Origin of the sequence: Vibrio sp. 10N.222.47.A9 (assembly GCF_963872585.1) — a bacterium.
Classification (GTDB): domain Bacteria; phylum Pseudomonadota; class Gammaproteobacteria; order Enterobacterales; family Vibrionaceae; genus Vibrio; species Vibrio splendidus.
Genome location: NZ_CAWNBB010000046.1, coordinates 65,904 through 80,853 on the forward strand (window position 1 = coordinate 65,904; position 14,950 = coordinate 80,853).

Annotated in this window: 13 protein-coding genes; 7 read left to right on the forward strand and 6 right to left on the reverse strand. The window is 44.5% G+C overall.

The window, feature by feature from the left end; genetic code table 11:
* Positions 1-111: 111 nt before the first annotated feature.
* Positions 112-747 (reverse strand): OmpA family protein, encoded by a 636-nt coding sequence (locus AACT19_RS14130; protein WP_029222001.1) that lies wholly within the window; start codon positions 745-747, stop codon positions 112-114.
* Positions 748-1,018: 271 nt separating this feature from the next.
* Here AACT19_RS14130 and AACT19_RS14135 point away from each other — a divergent pair, with 271 nt between their 5' ends.
* From AACT19_RS14135 to AACT19_RS14160, 6 genes are all read left to right on the forward strand, one after another.
* Positions 1,019-1,645: a thioredoxin domain-containing protein gene (locus AACT19_RS14135; protein ID WP_004731367.1), complete on the forward strand. Its 627-nt coding sequence runs from the start codon at positions 1,019-1,021 to the stop codon at positions 1,643-1,645.
* Positions 1,646-1,759: 114 nt separating this feature from the next.
* Positions 1,760-2,233 (forward strand): FKBP-type peptidyl-prolyl cis-trans isomerase, encoded by a 474-nt coding sequence (locus AACT19_RS14140; protein WP_004731366.1) that lies wholly within the window; start codon positions 1,760-1,762, stop codon positions 2,231-2,233.
* A gap of 155 nt (positions 2,234-2,388) precedes the next feature.
* Complete coding sequence (locus AACT19_RS14145; protein ID WP_065605159.1) at positions 2,389-2,979, forward strand: TetR/AcrR family transcriptional regulator; 591 nt, start codon at positions 2,389-2,391, stop codon at positions 2,977-2,979.
* Positions 2,980-3,117: 138 nt separating this feature from the next.
* On the forward strand, positions 3,118-4,149 hold the full coding sequence (locus AACT19_RS14150) for an NADP-dependent oxidoreductase (protein ID WP_076646834.1): 1,032 nt from the start codon (positions 3,118-3,120) through the stop codon (positions 4,147-4,149).
* Between the two features lie 38 nt (positions 4,150-4,187).
* A complete protein-coding gene (locus AACT19_RS14155; RefSeq protein WP_076646836.1) occupies positions 4,188-4,808 on the forward strand; it encodes a glutathione S-transferase family protein in 621 nt (206 codons plus the stop codon).
* 151 nt (positions 4,809-4,959) lie between these two features.
* Positions 4,960-6,642 (forward strand): RluA family pseudouridine synthase, encoded by a 1,683-nt coding sequence (locus AACT19_RS14160; RefSeq protein WP_076646838.1) that lies wholly within the window; start codon positions 4,960-4,962, stop codon positions 6,640-6,642.
* A 267-nt stretch (positions 6,643-6,909) separates the two neighbouring features.
* Here AACT19_RS14160 and AACT19_RS14165 read toward each other — a convergent pair whose 3' ends face one another.
* The 3 genes from AACT19_RS14165 to AACT19_RS14175 all read right to left on the reverse strand — a co-directional run bounded on the left by AACT19_RS14165 (position 6,910) and on the right by AACT19_RS14175 (position 9,324).
* Positions 6,910-7,203, reverse strand: a complete 294-nt coding sequence (locus AACT19_RS14165) for a YkgJ family cysteine cluster protein (RefSeq protein ID WP_017076090.1) — start codon at positions 7,201-7,203, stop codon at positions 6,910-6,912.
* A 167-nt stretch (positions 7,204-7,370) separates the two neighbouring features.
* Positions 7,371-8,555, reverse strand: a complete 1,185-nt coding sequence (locus AACT19_RS14170) for a D-alanyl-D-alanine carboxypeptidase family protein (protein WP_076646839.1) — start codon at positions 8,553-8,555, stop codon at positions 7,371-7,373.
* A 178-nt stretch (positions 8,556-8,733) separates the two neighbouring features.
* Positions 8,734-9,324 carry a DUF4136 domain-containing protein gene (locus AACT19_RS14175; protein ID WP_076646841.1) on the reverse strand — a complete coding sequence of 197 codons (591 nt, stop codon included), beginning with the start codon at positions 9,322-9,324 and terminating at the stop codon, positions 8,734-8,736.
* A 268-nt stretch (positions 9,325-9,592) separates the two neighbouring features.
* On the opposite strand from AACT19_RS14175, the gene AACT19_RS14180 reads away from it, so the two are divergent.
* Positions 9,593-9,847, forward strand: coding sequence for a YgjV family protein (locus AACT19_RS14180; RefSeq protein WP_010430226.1), 255 nt, complete (start codon positions 9,593-9,595; stop codon positions 9,845-9,847).
* 135 nt (positions 9,848-9,982) lie between these two features.
* Here AACT19_RS14180 and AACT19_RS14185 read toward each other — a convergent pair whose 3' ends face one another.
* Together AACT19_RS14185 and AACT19_RS14190 are read right to left on the reverse strand one after the other, a co-directional pair.
* Positions 9,983-11,446 carry a sensor domain-containing diguanylate cyclase gene (locus AACT19_RS14185; RefSeq protein WP_076646843.1) on the reverse strand — a complete coding sequence of 488 codons (1,464 nt, stop codon included), beginning with the start codon at positions 11,444-11,446 and terminating at the stop codon, positions 9,983-9,985.
* A gap of 295 nt (positions 11,447-11,741) precedes the next feature.
* Entirely contained in the window at positions 11,742-14,909 is a 3,168-nt protein-coding gene (locus AACT19_RS14190; RefSeq protein WP_076646845.1) for a chitinase C-terminal domain-containing protein, read from the reverse strand.
* Between the last annotated feature and the right edge of the window lie 41 nt (positions 14,910-14,950).

Genomic DNA, 14,950 nt, shown 5'->3' on the forward strand with positions numbered 1-14,950 from the left:
CTAACCTGCGAAACGAAAGTCAGATACAAAAAATCCCTCAAATATGAGGGATTTTTTATGTCTATTATTTAGAACTCGTCGCTTTCAATTTAGGGAAGAAAGCTCAAATGACTACTTCGACACAATCAGCATCAATTCTACACGGCGATTACACGCCTTGCCTTGCGGCGACGCGTTAGTACAAGCCGGAACGTATTCGCCAAAGCCGCGAGTGTAAATAGCACGACTCGAAACATAGTTACTTTCCAAGCGCGCTTTCACTTCTTTTGCACGTAGCTCAGAGAGCGGATCATTAACGCGATCACTGCCCGTATTATCCGTATGGCCCTCAATCACCACATCAATATCTTGGCGTTGAGAAAGGTAACTGCCTAACGTGTCCAGCCATTGATTGTAGGCTGGCTCAGGGAATGCCGAACCCGTTTTAAAGTTCACGTGCTGTTCCAGCTTTACCATCACATGATTGCCCGGCAGTACTTCAAAGTCGATACGGTTTTGTCGTAAAAAAACTTCCAGTGGGTCATTAGTCGAGACACCACGTCCATAGTTGGTTGTGATGGTTTTTTGTTGATGAGTGCTGTTCTGGACTGAGTAACTGCGATTGCTCGCTACAGATGTCGTTTGAACCACACCCCATTCAGGATGCATAAGGTCGTAATCGGTTTGCGGCGCAGTTTCTAGCAGATCGTCACCTAACATACCCGTTGGTAACGTCGTTTCACACCCTGCCAAAGCTATGCTTAACATTATCGCTAAATATCTCATTACTTCACCAACCACTCATGCAGATAAACCATTCACTAATGTCTATATCGGCACCGAGGGAAAAACTTTAGATAAAAACTTTATACGAAAAGAAAGCACATCCAAAAAAAGTGCTTTTGATCACAGTTAACCGTCAACTAGCCTGTCATCACCCGCTAGTTCGAACTGTTTGCATTTATTTACCTTATAATTGTTTTCCAATTCGTACTAAATAGTTAGAATCTCACGACTTCTCAACGCTAGAGCAAACATTATGTTTAAACCATTTACTAAATTCATCACAGCACTCGCTGCCGTACTTATTATTGCGGGTTGTAGTGAAACAGACGAGCCACAGAAAGGCGTTCAATACGAAGCACTTCCTACTGCTCTAACTGAATTTAACCTGTCTCCGATCACTGAAATCTTCTCTCTAAACTGTGGTCACTGTCGTCAAATGGAAAGTGCAATTCCAGAGATTGAGTCGCTAACAGACCAAACTATTGGCAAGATGCACGTAACGTTCAATGAAAGTGCTCAAATCAGCGCAATGATCTACTACACAGCAGTGATGCAGCTTGACGCGACACCTGACCACGCGTTCATGGACGACCTATTTGGTGCCGTTCAAATGGGTGCAGATGCAACGCCAGAACAGCGTCAACAAGCACTAGAGACAGCGTTCACTTCTCGTGGTTTGGTTAGCCCATACCAACTGAACAAAGAACAGCAAGTTGCTCTATTTGACTACGTTAAGAAAGCAGAAGAGATCTCAGTAAAAGGTCAAATCAACTCAGTACCAACATTTATCATCAACGGTAAATACCAAGTACTCACAGCAGGTCACCAAGACGTTGCTGGCATCGCAAAAACGATCAACTACCTTTTGACTCAACCCTAATCACGGCTTTAGCCAATTGATTAACACACTCTGTATTAACTGCGAAATTCTGCATTAACTATCAATTACTGCATTAACTATGAAATACAGCATTAACTATAAATAGGTTTTACTATGTCTAAATTTATCATCCCGGTCATTGTCTTTATTTTGGCTGGCTTCATGATCTACCGCACTTGGATGAATCATAAATCTGGCGAAGAAAATATCGAGCAAGGCCAACAGTTCCTTGTCGAAAACGGCGCTAAAGAAGGGGTTGTTACGACTGAAAGTGGTCTTCAATACCTAGTGCTTGAAGAAGGTACTGGTACAGAACACCCAACTAAGAACAGCAAAGTAACGGTTCATTACCACGGTACACTTATCGACGGCACTGTTTTCGACAGCTCTGTTGAGCGCGGCGAGCCAATCTCATTTGCTCTTAAGCAAGTAATCAAAGGCTGGCAAGAAGGTTTGACTTACATGGTTGAAGGCCAAAAAGTTCGCCTGTTTATCCCGAGCCAATTGGCTTACGGTAAAGGCGGTTCAGGCCCTATCCCACCGTCATCAACTCTGATTTTTGATGTTGAGTTAATCTCTATCAAATAGTCGAAGAGACTGATATAAGCCCCAACATACGAGCTATGTTGGGGCTTTTTTATATGTGAACGTTCGAATAGTTGAAGCCACTTTTGCAACGACGGTATATACCTTCAAAAACCGCCCACTAGACGACTGGTCTAATTTAATTTATAGTACTGCCCATGAACGAAAAAACGAATGACACACGCCTGCATGTTTTAGATGTTGGCTACCAATTAATAGTGAACAACGGCTTTACGGGCGTTGGCTTATCGCAATTGCTTAAAGAAGCGGACGTACCAAAAGGGTCGTTTTACCACTACTTTAAATCGAAAGAGCAATTTGGCGAGGCTCTGATCCAGCACTATTTTGAAACCTACATCAGCAGAGTTGAAACTATTTTGGTTCATGGTGAAGGCAACCATTACCAGAGAATTATCAGTTATTTCACTCGATGGTCACAGATTGAAAACGGTACCTGTAACGCTCATAAATGCTTAGTCGTTAAGCTCAGCGCTGAAGTTTCTGATCTTTCTGATCCTATGCGTCAAGCCTTACTAAAAGGGGCTGAAAAAGTGACCTCTACGATACAACACTGTGTTGCTGGTGGTATTGAAGATGGCTCCATTAAAGTTGAAGACAGCCAAGAAACCGCTCAAAATCTATATTCTATGTGGTTGGGCGCAAGTTTGTTGAGCAAACTAAGCCAGAGCTCAAGCAGCTTAGAATCAGCTTTAAACCTAACCCAACAGATTTTAAAAGGTAAAAACTAACCACGTACTGTGTTTAGTCTTTATTAACGACAGATAACCCGCCCTCTTATCAATTTGATGACGGCGGGATTTTTAGACAACAAGACTAGACGACTGGTCTAATTCTAAATAAACATAATATAAAATTAAGGATATCCAATGACTCAACAAGACAATCGCCGCATCGTATTGGCTTCTCGCCCAGTTGGCGCACCGACTCAAGATAACTTCCGTTTAGAGTCAGTAGCCGCACCAACAATTAAAGACGGCGAGATGTTACTTCGCTCAGTTTATCTTTCTCTAGACCCATACATGCGTGGTCGTATGAGCGCTGCTAAATCTTACGCAGACCCAGTTGCGATTGATGAAGTGATGCTTGGTGCAACCGTATGTCAGGTTGAAGAATCAAACCACGCTGATTACGAAGTTGGCGAATGGGTACTGGCTTACACAGGTTGGCAAGATCTTGGTGTGTCTAACGGTGAAGGCCTAATCAAACTAGGTAAAGAGCCAACACACCCTTCTTACGCACTGGGCATCATGGGTATGCCTGGCTTTACAGCTTACATGGGTTTGCTTGATATCGGCCAACCTAAACAAGGCGACACTCTAGTCGTTGCGGCGGCAACAGGTGCAGTAGGCGCAACCGTTGGACAAATCGGCAAACTAAAAGGCTGTCGTGTTATCGGCGTTGCTGGTGGTCAAGAGAAGTGTCAGTACGCAAAAGACGTGCTTGGCTTTGACGAATGTATCGACCACAAAGCTGATGACTTCGCGGAGCAACTAGCTAAAGCATGTGACAACGGCATCGACGTTTATTTTGAAAACGTTGGCGGCAAGGTTTTCGATGCCGTAATGCCATTGCTTAACACCGGTGCTCGTATTCCTGTATGTGGCCTTATCTCTCAATACAATGCGACATCACTGCCTGAAGGCCCGGATCGCATGTCTAGCCTTATGGGTACGCTGCTGGTCAAGCGTATTAAGATGCAAGGCTTCATTATCTTTGATGACTACGCGCACCGTTATAACGAGTTTGCTGTTCAAATGACGGAATGGTTGTCTCAAGGCAAGATGCACTATCGTGAGCACCTAATTGAAGGTCTAGACGAGGCCCCACAAGCATTCATGGGTCTATTAGAAGGCCAAAACTTCGGTAAGCTTGTTATCAAAACAAACGAAGCTAAATAAATTCAAAAACTGAACCCGTTAGTTAACTAGGTAGAATCATGATTACTTTGCATCACCTGAATAAATCACGCTCAAAGCGCATCATCTGGCTGTTGGAAGAGCTTGGTGTAGATTACCAAATCAAACCATACCAACGAGACAGTGTCACTTTTCTTGCGCCACCAGAGCTTAAGTCCGTTCACCCATTGGGTAAATCTCCTGTCATTGAAGACGATGGCATCGTGATCACTGAATCTGGCGCTATCACGGAATACCTAATCGACAAATACGGTCAGGGCAAGTTCGCACCAACACGCGGCACAGCTGACTACGTAGAATATTCACAGTGGCTACATTTTGCTGAGAGTTCAGGTATTTTACCGATGCTGCTTAAAATCTTTGTGATGAAAGACGGTTGCGAGACTAATTTCCTTGGCGGCTACGCTGACGATGAAAACCAAAAGATCTTAACTTACGTGAATAATGCACTTGAAGGTAAAACCTACTTGGTTGCAGACACACTAACAGGTGCAGACTTTATGATGTCGTTCATCGTAGAAATCGTTGGTAACTTTGGTGCAACTGCGCTTTACCCTAACATTGCTAAATACGGTAAGCTTTTGGCTGACCACCCTGCTTACCAAAAAGCAGAGCAAGTAGAGCTAAAACACTCGAACTGATCGAGTTTCAATCAAGCTCGGACGCACTTAGGCTAAGCACAAGCAACTAAATGAAGCCAAAGCCGATTTATCTTTCGCTTTGGCTTCTCATTTGCCTTCATTTCGACAACAATACCGAACTCTAACTGAACAGCCATAGAGTTTGATTTTCATGTCAGCAAACCTTGCTCAATACACTCCACTGCTTCCCTTAAACCAAACCGCGACTCAAGACTTGTCGATACCGACTCGGTTTACGTTTCCGTATTACTATACCCCGCACCCTACGTGTGAATTAGCTATGCTGCAGCTTCAACAGTCACTCACCGACTGTGGTGTAAACGAAACCTCGCAAGGTAATCTCTACGCTGTTCTTCTTGTTCAGGATCCAACAACTCAAGAGCTAGGGTACCTTTCTGCATTTTCAGGTTTGCAGTTAGATCCGTCTTTGGCCTCTCAGTTAAACAACATTAACTTTGTTCTACCAGCCTTCGATTCAGAACAGTTTCAATCTCACAATAGTGCAAACCTCGCTAGCCAATCACAACTAGCAGATGACATTAAGAAGCTACAACAATCGCACAACCTAGACATATTAGTGGCTGAGCTTGAAGAGTTGACAGTCGAATCAGCACAAGCTATCGAAGCCTTTCAGTTGGCGATGACCGTGAAAAAAGCTCAACGTAGCGAACTCAGAGAGCAAGCCAATCAAGAGAAAGCGTTGGGGAATCTAGAGTCAGCGGCGAATTTGCTCAAACAACTGGGCAATCAAAGTAGCCAAGAGAAACGCGACCTAAAAGCGCTTCGTATCGAATGGAAACAAAAGATCGCAGAACGCCAATCACAAGTTGATTTGATCGAAAGCGAATTGAAAAACCGTAAGCAAGACCACCAAGCCATTTCGGAACAGTTGGAAACTCAACGTCTCTCTCACTATCGCTTTATCAATCAAGCTCTCGAATCAAAGAGCCTACTTGAATTGTTAGATGGCAAAGACGCTCTTGAAGGCTCTGGCGACTGTTGCCTGCCCAAGCTGTTTAACTTTGCTTTTGAACACGGGTTTAAGCCATTAGCTTTGTCTGAGTTTTGGTGGGGATTACCTCCAACAGCTGTCATTCGCCAACACGGAAACCTCTACCCGGTTTGTCAGAGTAAAAGCTTTGAGATCCTCGACCACCAGCTAAGTGATATTGAATTAGACGATAATCCGCTTATCGTGAACCCTGCGGTTGGTAAGTCTTTTGATATTGTTTATGAAGACAACGAGATCGTGGTGGTGAATAAACCCGAGGAGTTCTTGTCGGTTCCTGGTAAGTTTATCGAAGACTCGGTTTATACACGCATTAAAGCGCATTACCCGAATGCGACAGGGCCTTTGATCATCCATAGATTAGACATGTCGACGTCAGGCTTGTTGATCTTGGCGCTGACGGCGGAGTCAAACAAGCACATTCAGAAGCAATTCATTGATAGAACCGTCGAGAAACGATACACAGCTCTGTTAGATGGTGAAATCGACGGTAAATCTGGCGATATCAGCTTGCCTTTGCGCGGTGACATCACAGACAGACCAAGACAACTGGTTTGCCATGAACATGGACGTAACGCTGAAACTCATTGGGAAGCGATTGGTACCAGCAATGGTAAAACCAAGGTTCATCTGTATCCGAAAACAGGCCGTACCCATCAGCTGCGTGTGCATTGTGCTCATCCATTAGGGCTTGGTGTACCGATTCGTGGTGACGACTTATACGGATACAAACGCGAACGCTTGCACCTACACGCGGGTTACCTAAAGTTGATTCACCCAACAACCGGTGAATGGATGGAATTTGAAGTGCCTTCTGAGTTTTAAGCTGTTCTTATCGTGCTAAAACTATTAGCGCGATAAAACGATTACCACGATGAAACTATTACCGCGATAAAGTTTTTGTCCCATTAAAACTTTTTCTCGTTAAAGCTCTTATTTCACTTAAATTATTGTTTCGTAAAATTTTCATCTCATTAAACGCATCAGGGTTCTAAATCTGCTTGAGATATAGAACCCTGAAGTTTAATTTTTTTATGTGCTTATCACAGGCCGGTAGCGTACTTTCGTTACTAACTTCAATGTTGCAGACGCCTAACCCATAACATCAGTGCGTTGTTCCACACACTCGTAAGAGCCCATTTCGAACTCACGGCAGATCCAAGGTCGGTTTTCGTAAATAGTACACATCAGTGTTTCTCTATCTACCGCAGAGCACCAACCGTCATCTAATCTCAGCATGGTTTCGCCGCCCCACTCGTCATAAGCAATATGCTCTTCAGGAACGCCGGTATCTGTGATGATCATAACCTCTAAACGACAACAGCATGCCTGACAATTGGCACAAGTTACTTCAGGTTCGGTTACGTTCTTTATCTCTATGGTCATAAGTGACTACACTGCTAAATTTTGCGTATAGTAATCGAAACCGTCCGCTACGGCTAATAAAGAAAGTAGATGACGGTGTTTTCATGGATGTAGAAATAACAATGGGCGTTGTGATTTGCTCACAACGCCCATTAAGTTTTCTCGTTTTAGCTGAATAACGACCCTATTTAGAATAGGCTCGCGAAAAACAACTTAACGTAATCCATCAGACGTTTGAATATTCCACCTTGTTCAACAGCCTCTAGCGCAATCAATGGCTGAGTTTGCACATCTTCACCATCGACTGTGTAATGAACCACACCTAGTGTTTGACCTTCTGCAATCGGTGCCTTCAACTCAGAATCAAGTTCAATCGATGCCGTTAGCTTTTTACTGTCTGACTTAGGCAGTGTGATAAACGTGTCTTCTGCAACACCCAGCTTCAAAGTATCTTTGGCACCAAACCATACCTTCTCTTCAGCGACTTCATCTCCACCTTGATGTGGGTTTAGAGTATCGAAGAAGCGGAAGCCATAGCTCAACAACTGTTTGCTGTCTGACTCACGGCTCTTAACGCTTGATGCGCCCATAACAACCGCGATAAGTCTCATCTCACCTTGTGTCGCCGAACTCGCTAAACTGTAGCCAGCGCCAGAGGTATAGCCCGTTTTCATGCCATCAACCGTCAAGCTTCTATCACGCAGTAAGCCATTACGGTTGTGTTGTGTGATGCCGTTGTAACTGAACGAACGTTCGCTGTATAAGCCATAAACATCCGGTAAATCACGAATAATCGCACGACCTAGTAATGCAATATCGTAAGGAGTCGAATAAAGATCGTCAGCGTCTAAACCATGCGCGTTCGCAAAATGGGTGTTTTCTAGTTTCAGAGACGAAGCCCAAGAGTTCATAAGATCCACAAATGCATCTTGTGAGCCCGCAACATGTTCCGCAATCGCAACACTCGCATCGTTACCTGATTGAATAATCAAGCCGCGGTAAAGGTCCATCATTGCTACATCGGTGTTCACTTCGATGAACATTTTTGAAGAGTCAGGGAAGTTCTTCGCCCACGCGTTCTCGCTGATTCGTACCTGATCGTCAGCAGAGATGTTGCCTCGCTGCATCTCTTGCCCAGCCACATAGCTAGTCATCAGTTTGGTCAAACTCGCTGGGTTTAACTTAGTGTGTGCGTTTTTTTCTACCAGCACATCACCAGAATTAAAATCAATTAACACATACCCTTTTGCGCCTAGGCTAGGTGGGCTTGGTACTATAGAAGGTGCTGCGATAGCTGCATTACTTACCATCGCTGCGTTACTTACAATGAATATACTTAATAGAGGGAGAGAGTATTTGGAAAACAGTTTCATTGAATCAAACCTAAGTTAACGTTTTGAGCAGTATAGACAAATGCTAGCAAAAGAAGCGCGAACTTTACGTTGCTTTACGTATTTGTACCATTCGTTACAAATAAAAAAGTATAATCTGCGATCTGACCATATTTTCAACAACTAATATTGACTCAACGCATGCATCCAACGCCTAATTCTATCGCTCAGGCATGCGTCTAAATAACATTTCAACAAAGCCAGTAATACGCTGTTTGCTCTCGCTTGGCTCTAAATCGGGTTGAATGCCAGACTGTGCTAATGCTTGCCATTGTACGACCTGAGAGTTAGGTACGAAAAAAGCAATGTACAGCGATCCTTTCTCGGCGACCTTTCCGTCACCATCATAAAATGGCACACCCGTTGAAAGCTTAATCGCATCGAAAATCGAGTCATCATTTAACTCTGATTCTTCGGCCAATCCAAAACCGACAACAACATCACCAACTGCACCATTTTGATTCAGTTGATAACCTTTCGTAGCGAGTTGATCTTCAATCGCATCACGCACTAGATCGGTTACTACGGTCTCATCGTATTTTTGAGAAAGGTAAACCTGCTCTGATTCAGGGTGCCAAGAGTAAGTCGTCACTCCGTGTTCCATGAACTCAAAATCACCACTGGTGACCACACCATAATTGTGCGTTGGCGGCATTTCTTGTGTGGTACATGCTGTCATTCCAATCGCTATCAAAGCCAATAACACTGCTTTTTTTATGCTTTTTGTTGCACAAATGGATCGTTTTATCATTCGCGGCTTCCTTACCTATATAAGAATAAATATCAATTAACCTCCCAACATAAATAGTAATTATGTTAATAGAAAGGTCATTAAACGTTTGCGTAATCGCTAACCTTCACTTCTGCCCGTTTTGGGGGTTTAATCACAAAAACAGAGTTGGTATAGTCTACCTCGTTAAACATAACCAGACCATTCGAGGCACGGAGCTTCCTCAATCATCTCATGAAGAGAAGAATTGGTACCGACAAAGTATCGGCAAATTTAAGAGGGTCAAACAATGGAATTCAATATGGTTGAAATTTTAGGTTACGCGGCATCTATTATGGTCGCAATTTCATTAACAATGAAAGATATCGTTCGTCTGCGTGTCCTTAACTTTATTGGCTGTACTCTCTTTACAGCATACGGCGTTATGATTGACGCATGGCCAGTGGTCGCGACCAACGGTTTCATCGCTTGTGTAAACATCTACTTCCTTGCAAAAATGCAAAAGGAAAAAAAAACGGAAGCGATGAAAGCAGCGAAAGCTTAAATTAGCGATTAGCATTTCAAATATTTCTGAAAAAGCCCAAATAGAGCGATCTATTTGGGCTTTTTTGTGTCTGTCGTTCTCAAGAGCATGATTTCCAATTTTCTAGCCTTTGAAGACATCGATTCTTTCAACTGATCACATATAAGCAACGCGATATTCGTTCTTTTGATACGTCTGAGTGTTGTTACGTCCCCTCTCTTTTGCTTGATAAAGCGCTTTGTCAGCTTTATCGATCGCTGTTTCAATATCAGTGAGCGCTCGATCGTGACAACAGCCAGCACTGATTGTGACAGGTGACACCAAACCTTGCAGTTGCTCTACACTTCGTCTGAGTTCCTCAGACAATTCGAATAACTCACGCTCGTCACAATCAAACGTCACCAAAATAAACTCTTCACCGCCATAGCGTGCAATCAAGCGACGACGATTAACAAATCTCTTTAGCGATTTTGCGACCTCACAGATAACCCTATCGCCTTGAGCATGACCATATTGATCGTTCACCCGTTTGAAATGGTCAATATCAAGCAAAATGACACCGACATTTGTTAGCGGATCAGGCGACCTTTGAGCAATTTTCAGCTTTAACTGCTCGATAAAACTCCGTCGGCTAGGAAGACCAGTGAGGTAATCGAGGCTCGCAACATCCAAGATTTTGAGATGACGATGCCGCAGGTAAAGCACCAACACGATGATAATGCTCAATAGGCTCACGACCAAAGCCATCAAACTAATGAACAGCAAACTATGATTTCTATTGAGCTCCTGCTCTAAAATACCGGCGGAGATGACCCAATTCAGATAGGGGTAAAACTTATAGAAGACGTTTTTGTTGGTCGTACCATTGTCACTGGAAATTGAATAGCTAAAGTGACCTTCTGGCTGGGTTGCGATTCGATCAATGAGCAGTTCGGACGAGTAGCCTATCAAGGCTTTCAATGACTTGTGTTCATAATCAGGATGAAGCACTAAGTTACCCTGAAGATCAATAATGTACACATATCCGCTATCACCGAACGCGTACTTTCTCAGCTTATCTTTTAAGCCTTCAAGATCGACCAAATACATCAATTCTTCTTTATAGGTCGTCGCGACCAAAGTATTGCCACTCGGTAGCCTCATCGAATAGGCAACTTTTGCACGCCGACTTATCTCATGCGGATTAGCGTGAAAGTATTCGATCATACCAGAGTCGATACTGAGCTGTTTTTGGATATGAGTAAGATGCCCGCGCTTCTTTCCTTGCAAGAAAGGGGGGTAGAGGTGAACGCCTTGCGGTGACATCAAATAGATATAACCTGATTGTCCAATGTGCAATTCACTGGCGATCTGGCTTACTTGTTCAATTTCCTGTTCCGGTGTGGCATGCCATACATGGGACGCAACGGTATCGGTAATTCCTTTGAGATATGTCTTTATCGCCTCATTAACTGTTGTGTCGACAATATCGTAACTCGCATTCACAATCGTTCGAAAAAATAGCTGGTTGGATTCCAACAGTGACCTTTCAGTTCGGTTAAATTGAAAGGCCGAAAGAATCATCGACACAATGGCGAGCGCAATGGAAAAACTAAGAATGTATTTACGTCTGACTTTCAAGATTACCCCATAGATTTATAATTTTAGGTAACGCTGTGACTTCTCTTATATACAGACTGTTTTATATCATGGTTTTATTTTTTACTGAACGAGTGTCGATATTTTTAAGGGTTTCTATACGCAATCTGTGACTTAAAGCAAAAACGCCGAACTGGATTCAGTTCGGCGTTTTAATTTTACGTTGAAGTTGATGACTTAAATCACACTAAAACCCTGATAAATAGACGTAAAAGCATTCGTATTTACTGGCTATTACTGCGATCTATTGTCTATAAATGGATTAGTTAGCATTAAATTAAGAACAAACCTGAGTCCAGCTACCATCACTACCCGGTTCAGAACTTGTCCACCAGTTCGCTTGGTAAATACTACCGTTATGAACCACTTGGTCGCCAGTGTTTGCATGGCTTGGGTTACCCGCCCAATCTTTCTGAGGTAAGTCTGGGTAAACCGCTAAACCGGCTGTATCGCATGTACCTGGGTTTGTGCCGCCATCGCCAGGGTTACCGCCACCTGAACTGATATCACCTAATGGTAGGTCTGGTTGCTCAAAGCTAAAGGCATAATCGATACCGTTCACGCTTACTGCATAGTTAGCAGGGCCTGAGATTGGCAAGTAATACACCATATCTAGCTCATACACGCCACCAGCTGGAAGCTCTTCCCATGTAGGCAAAGTAAACGCCACTCGGTGCATGGTTCCATCTAATCCACCAATGTTATCCGCACGAGTATGACCCGAAGCAATCACAGTTAAACCACCACCCGATTGATCTTTCGCGTTATCAGGTGCTGACACTGGGATATCGAATTGGAATTCGGTACCGCCCGGAAGTGCTTGACCTGTGTTGTTTGTAAACGTGATCTTAGGGTTAATTGGGTAGTTTTGGTCACCGACTTTGAAGCCACCAACTGATACCATAATTTCTAGTGCTTCTGTCGGGATAGCGCCCGTCGCTACCTTGTTTCCGTATGGGGTCGCAGACTTAAACTTATCGTAGATAGCTTTCGTCATGGTGTTACCCATGTGGAACTCACCGTTACCGCTGTTACACGCTTGTTCTGTCGTATCGATAGACGTTCGGTTGCCACTTGCATCGAGTACATAACAGTTGTAATCCCCTGCCAGTTCCCAGAACATGATACCGCCGATCTCTTTGTCGATAACGTAGTCTGCTTTCACGTTGATAGAATCTTTATCTTCCGTTGAAAGGAATACGCCCTTCTCTGCGTTCCACAACCAAGGAGCAACCGCCACGCTGTCGTAGTTACGCGTGTAAGTTCCCGTTAGAGCATCAGATGGATCATTCACAGGATCAAGCTTGTAAGCCTCTGCATAAGAACCCCAAATGCCTTTCTCTAGGTTCTTCGCGTGCCACATAGGGTTAGAACCCGCGCCCATTTCGTTACCTTTTGGATCGGTATCGTGCCACATATTGTCGATACCAACTGCGCCATGGCCACAGTTGTTTTTCTCGCCTTCACCGGTACCTGCTGAACATTCAGCTTGGTTTGGAAGAGCAGCTCGGCCCCAAAGACCATTTTCGCCTCCGGTTACACCTTGCCAACCACGAGTGTAGTAAGGCACACCGATATTAATACGACCTGCTGGCATAGAACCACGGAAGTAATGGTAAGCCCAATCCGTGTTCAGATAACCGATACCACCGTAAGCCGCAGTGCCGTAAACGTTCCACTGTGCTAACTCTGAATCTTTACCCGTATCAAACAAGGCTGCGTTATGACCAACGTGATCGTTCCACGCACCGTGAAGGTCATAAGACATGATGTTCACGTAATCGAGATACTTAGTCACATCGAATGTTTCCATACCGCGCAACAGGTAACCAGAAGAAGGCGCCGCGATCGTTAACATGTAATGATTGCCATCTTGCGCAGACGCCGCATCAAGCTTCTCACGTAGCACTTTCATCAAGACTTGGTACGAAGCCCACAGGTATTGACGACGCGGCTCCATGAAGTCTTTGTCATACGGATTACCGGCACCCGCCATAGAGGTTGGGTATTCGTAATCGATATCTAGACCATCGAACTGGTACTTACGAAGCATTTCAACCGCGGAAGTGGCGAATGTTTCGATACCTTGATGGTTAATAGAACCGTCGGCGTTGGTCGTCATTGTGTAGAAACCACCATCAGCCACTCGGCTACCGTCAGTGGCGAAGTGACCACCGGTTTCAGCCCAACCACCGATTGAGATTAAAGTCTTAACATCGTGTTTTTTCTTAGCGGTCGCTAATGCACCGAAGTGACCTTTGAAGCCTAAGGTAGGATCAACTTCAACGCCCGGCCACTCTTTACCAACCGCTGCGTTGTTCGGATCGTTCACATCACCCACGTTTACTTTGCCATCTGAGCCAATGCTCACGAAAGCGTAGTTAATGTGTGTGAGTTGTTCCCAAGGGATGTCATTTACTAGGTAAGCAGCTTGTGGGTCGTCCCCTGCACGCCAGCTGGTGAAGTAACCAATGACACGACGTGGGTGATCCGCGCCCATTTTCTCACGGCCTTCATCATCGTAAATAGTACAGTAAGGTACATCGACACCTTGAGTTTGATACAAGCCATCAGGACGGCATGTGCTTACTGTTGGTACGCCATTCACCGTTAAAGAAGCCAGCGCTGAATCTGTCGTTGCGCCTTGATTGTCAGTCGCTTTTGCGTAAACCGCTAAAGAACCCGCTTGAGTGGTTGTGTAATCAAGCGTGTAAGGGCTAGTTGCAGCTGTGCCAATAAGAGCGCCTGCCACATAGAAATCTACCTTATCAACCGTGCCATCGCTGTCTGCTGCTGTTGCGGTAAGCGTTACTACACCACCAACATCGACCGAAGCTGCTGAAAGCGCAACCGAAACTGTCGGTGCTTCATTTCCTGGCAGAGCTGAATCAACAACCACTGAAACTTCACTAACAAGGCTTGCCGCACCTTCGTTGTCTGTCGCGACAACAGAAACCTGATGGTTACCCGACGTTGCAGCCCACGTTGCTTCAAATGGTGCCGCTGTCACAACCGCGACCGAAGAACCATCAACAAAGAATTCTACTGAAGCAACACTGCCATCAGCGTCCAGTGCTGTTGCGCTTAATACGACATTGTCGCCTTCAACAATCACATCTGATGCTGTTGGCGTTGTTAATGAAGCCGTTGGTGCTTCGTTTGGTGTACCACCACCGCCATTACCACTACACACATCGACTTTCTTCCATTGTGCGTAATCACCTTCAAATTGGCTTGGGTTGTTATTTTGATTCCAGTAGTTTGCTGAGTACGCGCTGCCGTCATGTGAAACCTGATCACCACCGGTATATACAGTGGCAGAGTCCCACGTTTCTAACGTTGAGCAATCCACAGCCGCATAGCTATTGAACGCCATGAAGCATGACGCGGTGAGAGTACTGAGTGTAAAAACCTTCTTGGCCACTCTTCCTTGGTTTAGGTGCATGTTAGCTATCCCTTAAGTTGTTGTTTCAAGATGTTTAATTT

What these genes read in the sequence shown, in the direction of transcription:
- AACT19_RS14175 (WP_076646841.1), bottom strand. Translation starts at nt 9,324, where the DNA reads ATGATAAAACGATCCATTTGTGCAACAAAAAGCATAAAAAAAGCAGTG.
- AACT19_RS14145 (WP_065605159.1), top strand. Translation starts at nt 2,389, where the DNA reads ATGAACGAAAAAACGAATGACACACGCCTGCATGTTTTAGATGTTGGC.
- AACT19_RS14165 (WP_017076090.1), bottom strand. Translation starts at nt 7,203, where the DNA reads ATGACCATAGAGATAAAGAACGTAACCGAACCTGAAGTAACTTGTGCC.
- AACT19_RS14170 (WP_076646839.1), bottom strand. Translation starts at nt 8,555, where the DNA reads ATGAAACTGTTTTCCAAATACTCTCTCCCTCTATTAAGTATATTCATT.
- AACT19_RS14150 (WP_076646834.1), top strand. Translation starts at nt 3,118, where the DNA reads ATGACTCAACAAGACAATCGCCGCATCGTATTGGCTTCTCGCCCAGTT.
- AACT19_RS14140 (WP_004731366.1), top strand. Translation starts at nt 1,760, where the DNA reads ATGTCTAAATTTATCATCCCGGTCATTGTCTTTATTTTGGCTGGCTTC.
- AACT19_RS14190 (WP_076646845.1), bottom strand. Translation starts at nt 14,909, where the DNA reads ATGCACCTAAACCAAGGAAGAGTGGCCAAGAAGGTTTTTACACTCAGT.
- AACT19_RS14160 (WP_076646838.1), top strand. Translation starts at nt 4,960, where the DNA reads ATGTCAGCAAACCTTGCTCAATACACTCCACTGCTTCCCTTAAACCAA.
- AACT19_RS14135 (WP_004731367.1), top strand. Translation starts at nt 1,019, where the DNA reads ATGTTTAAACCATTTACTAAATTCATCACAGCACTCGCTGCCGTACTT.
- AACT19_RS14130 (WP_029222001.1), bottom strand. Translation starts at nt 747, where the DNA reads ATGTTAAGCATAGCTTTGGCAGGGTGTGAAACGACGTTACCAACGGGT.
- AACT19_RS14155 (WP_076646836.1), top strand. Translation starts at nt 4,188, where the DNA reads ATGATTACTTTGCATCACCTGAATAAATCACGCTCAAAGCGCATCATC.
- AACT19_RS14180 (WP_010430226.1), top strand. Translation starts at nt 9,593, where the DNA reads ATGGAATTCAATATGGTTGAAATTTTAGGTTACGCGGCATCTATTATG.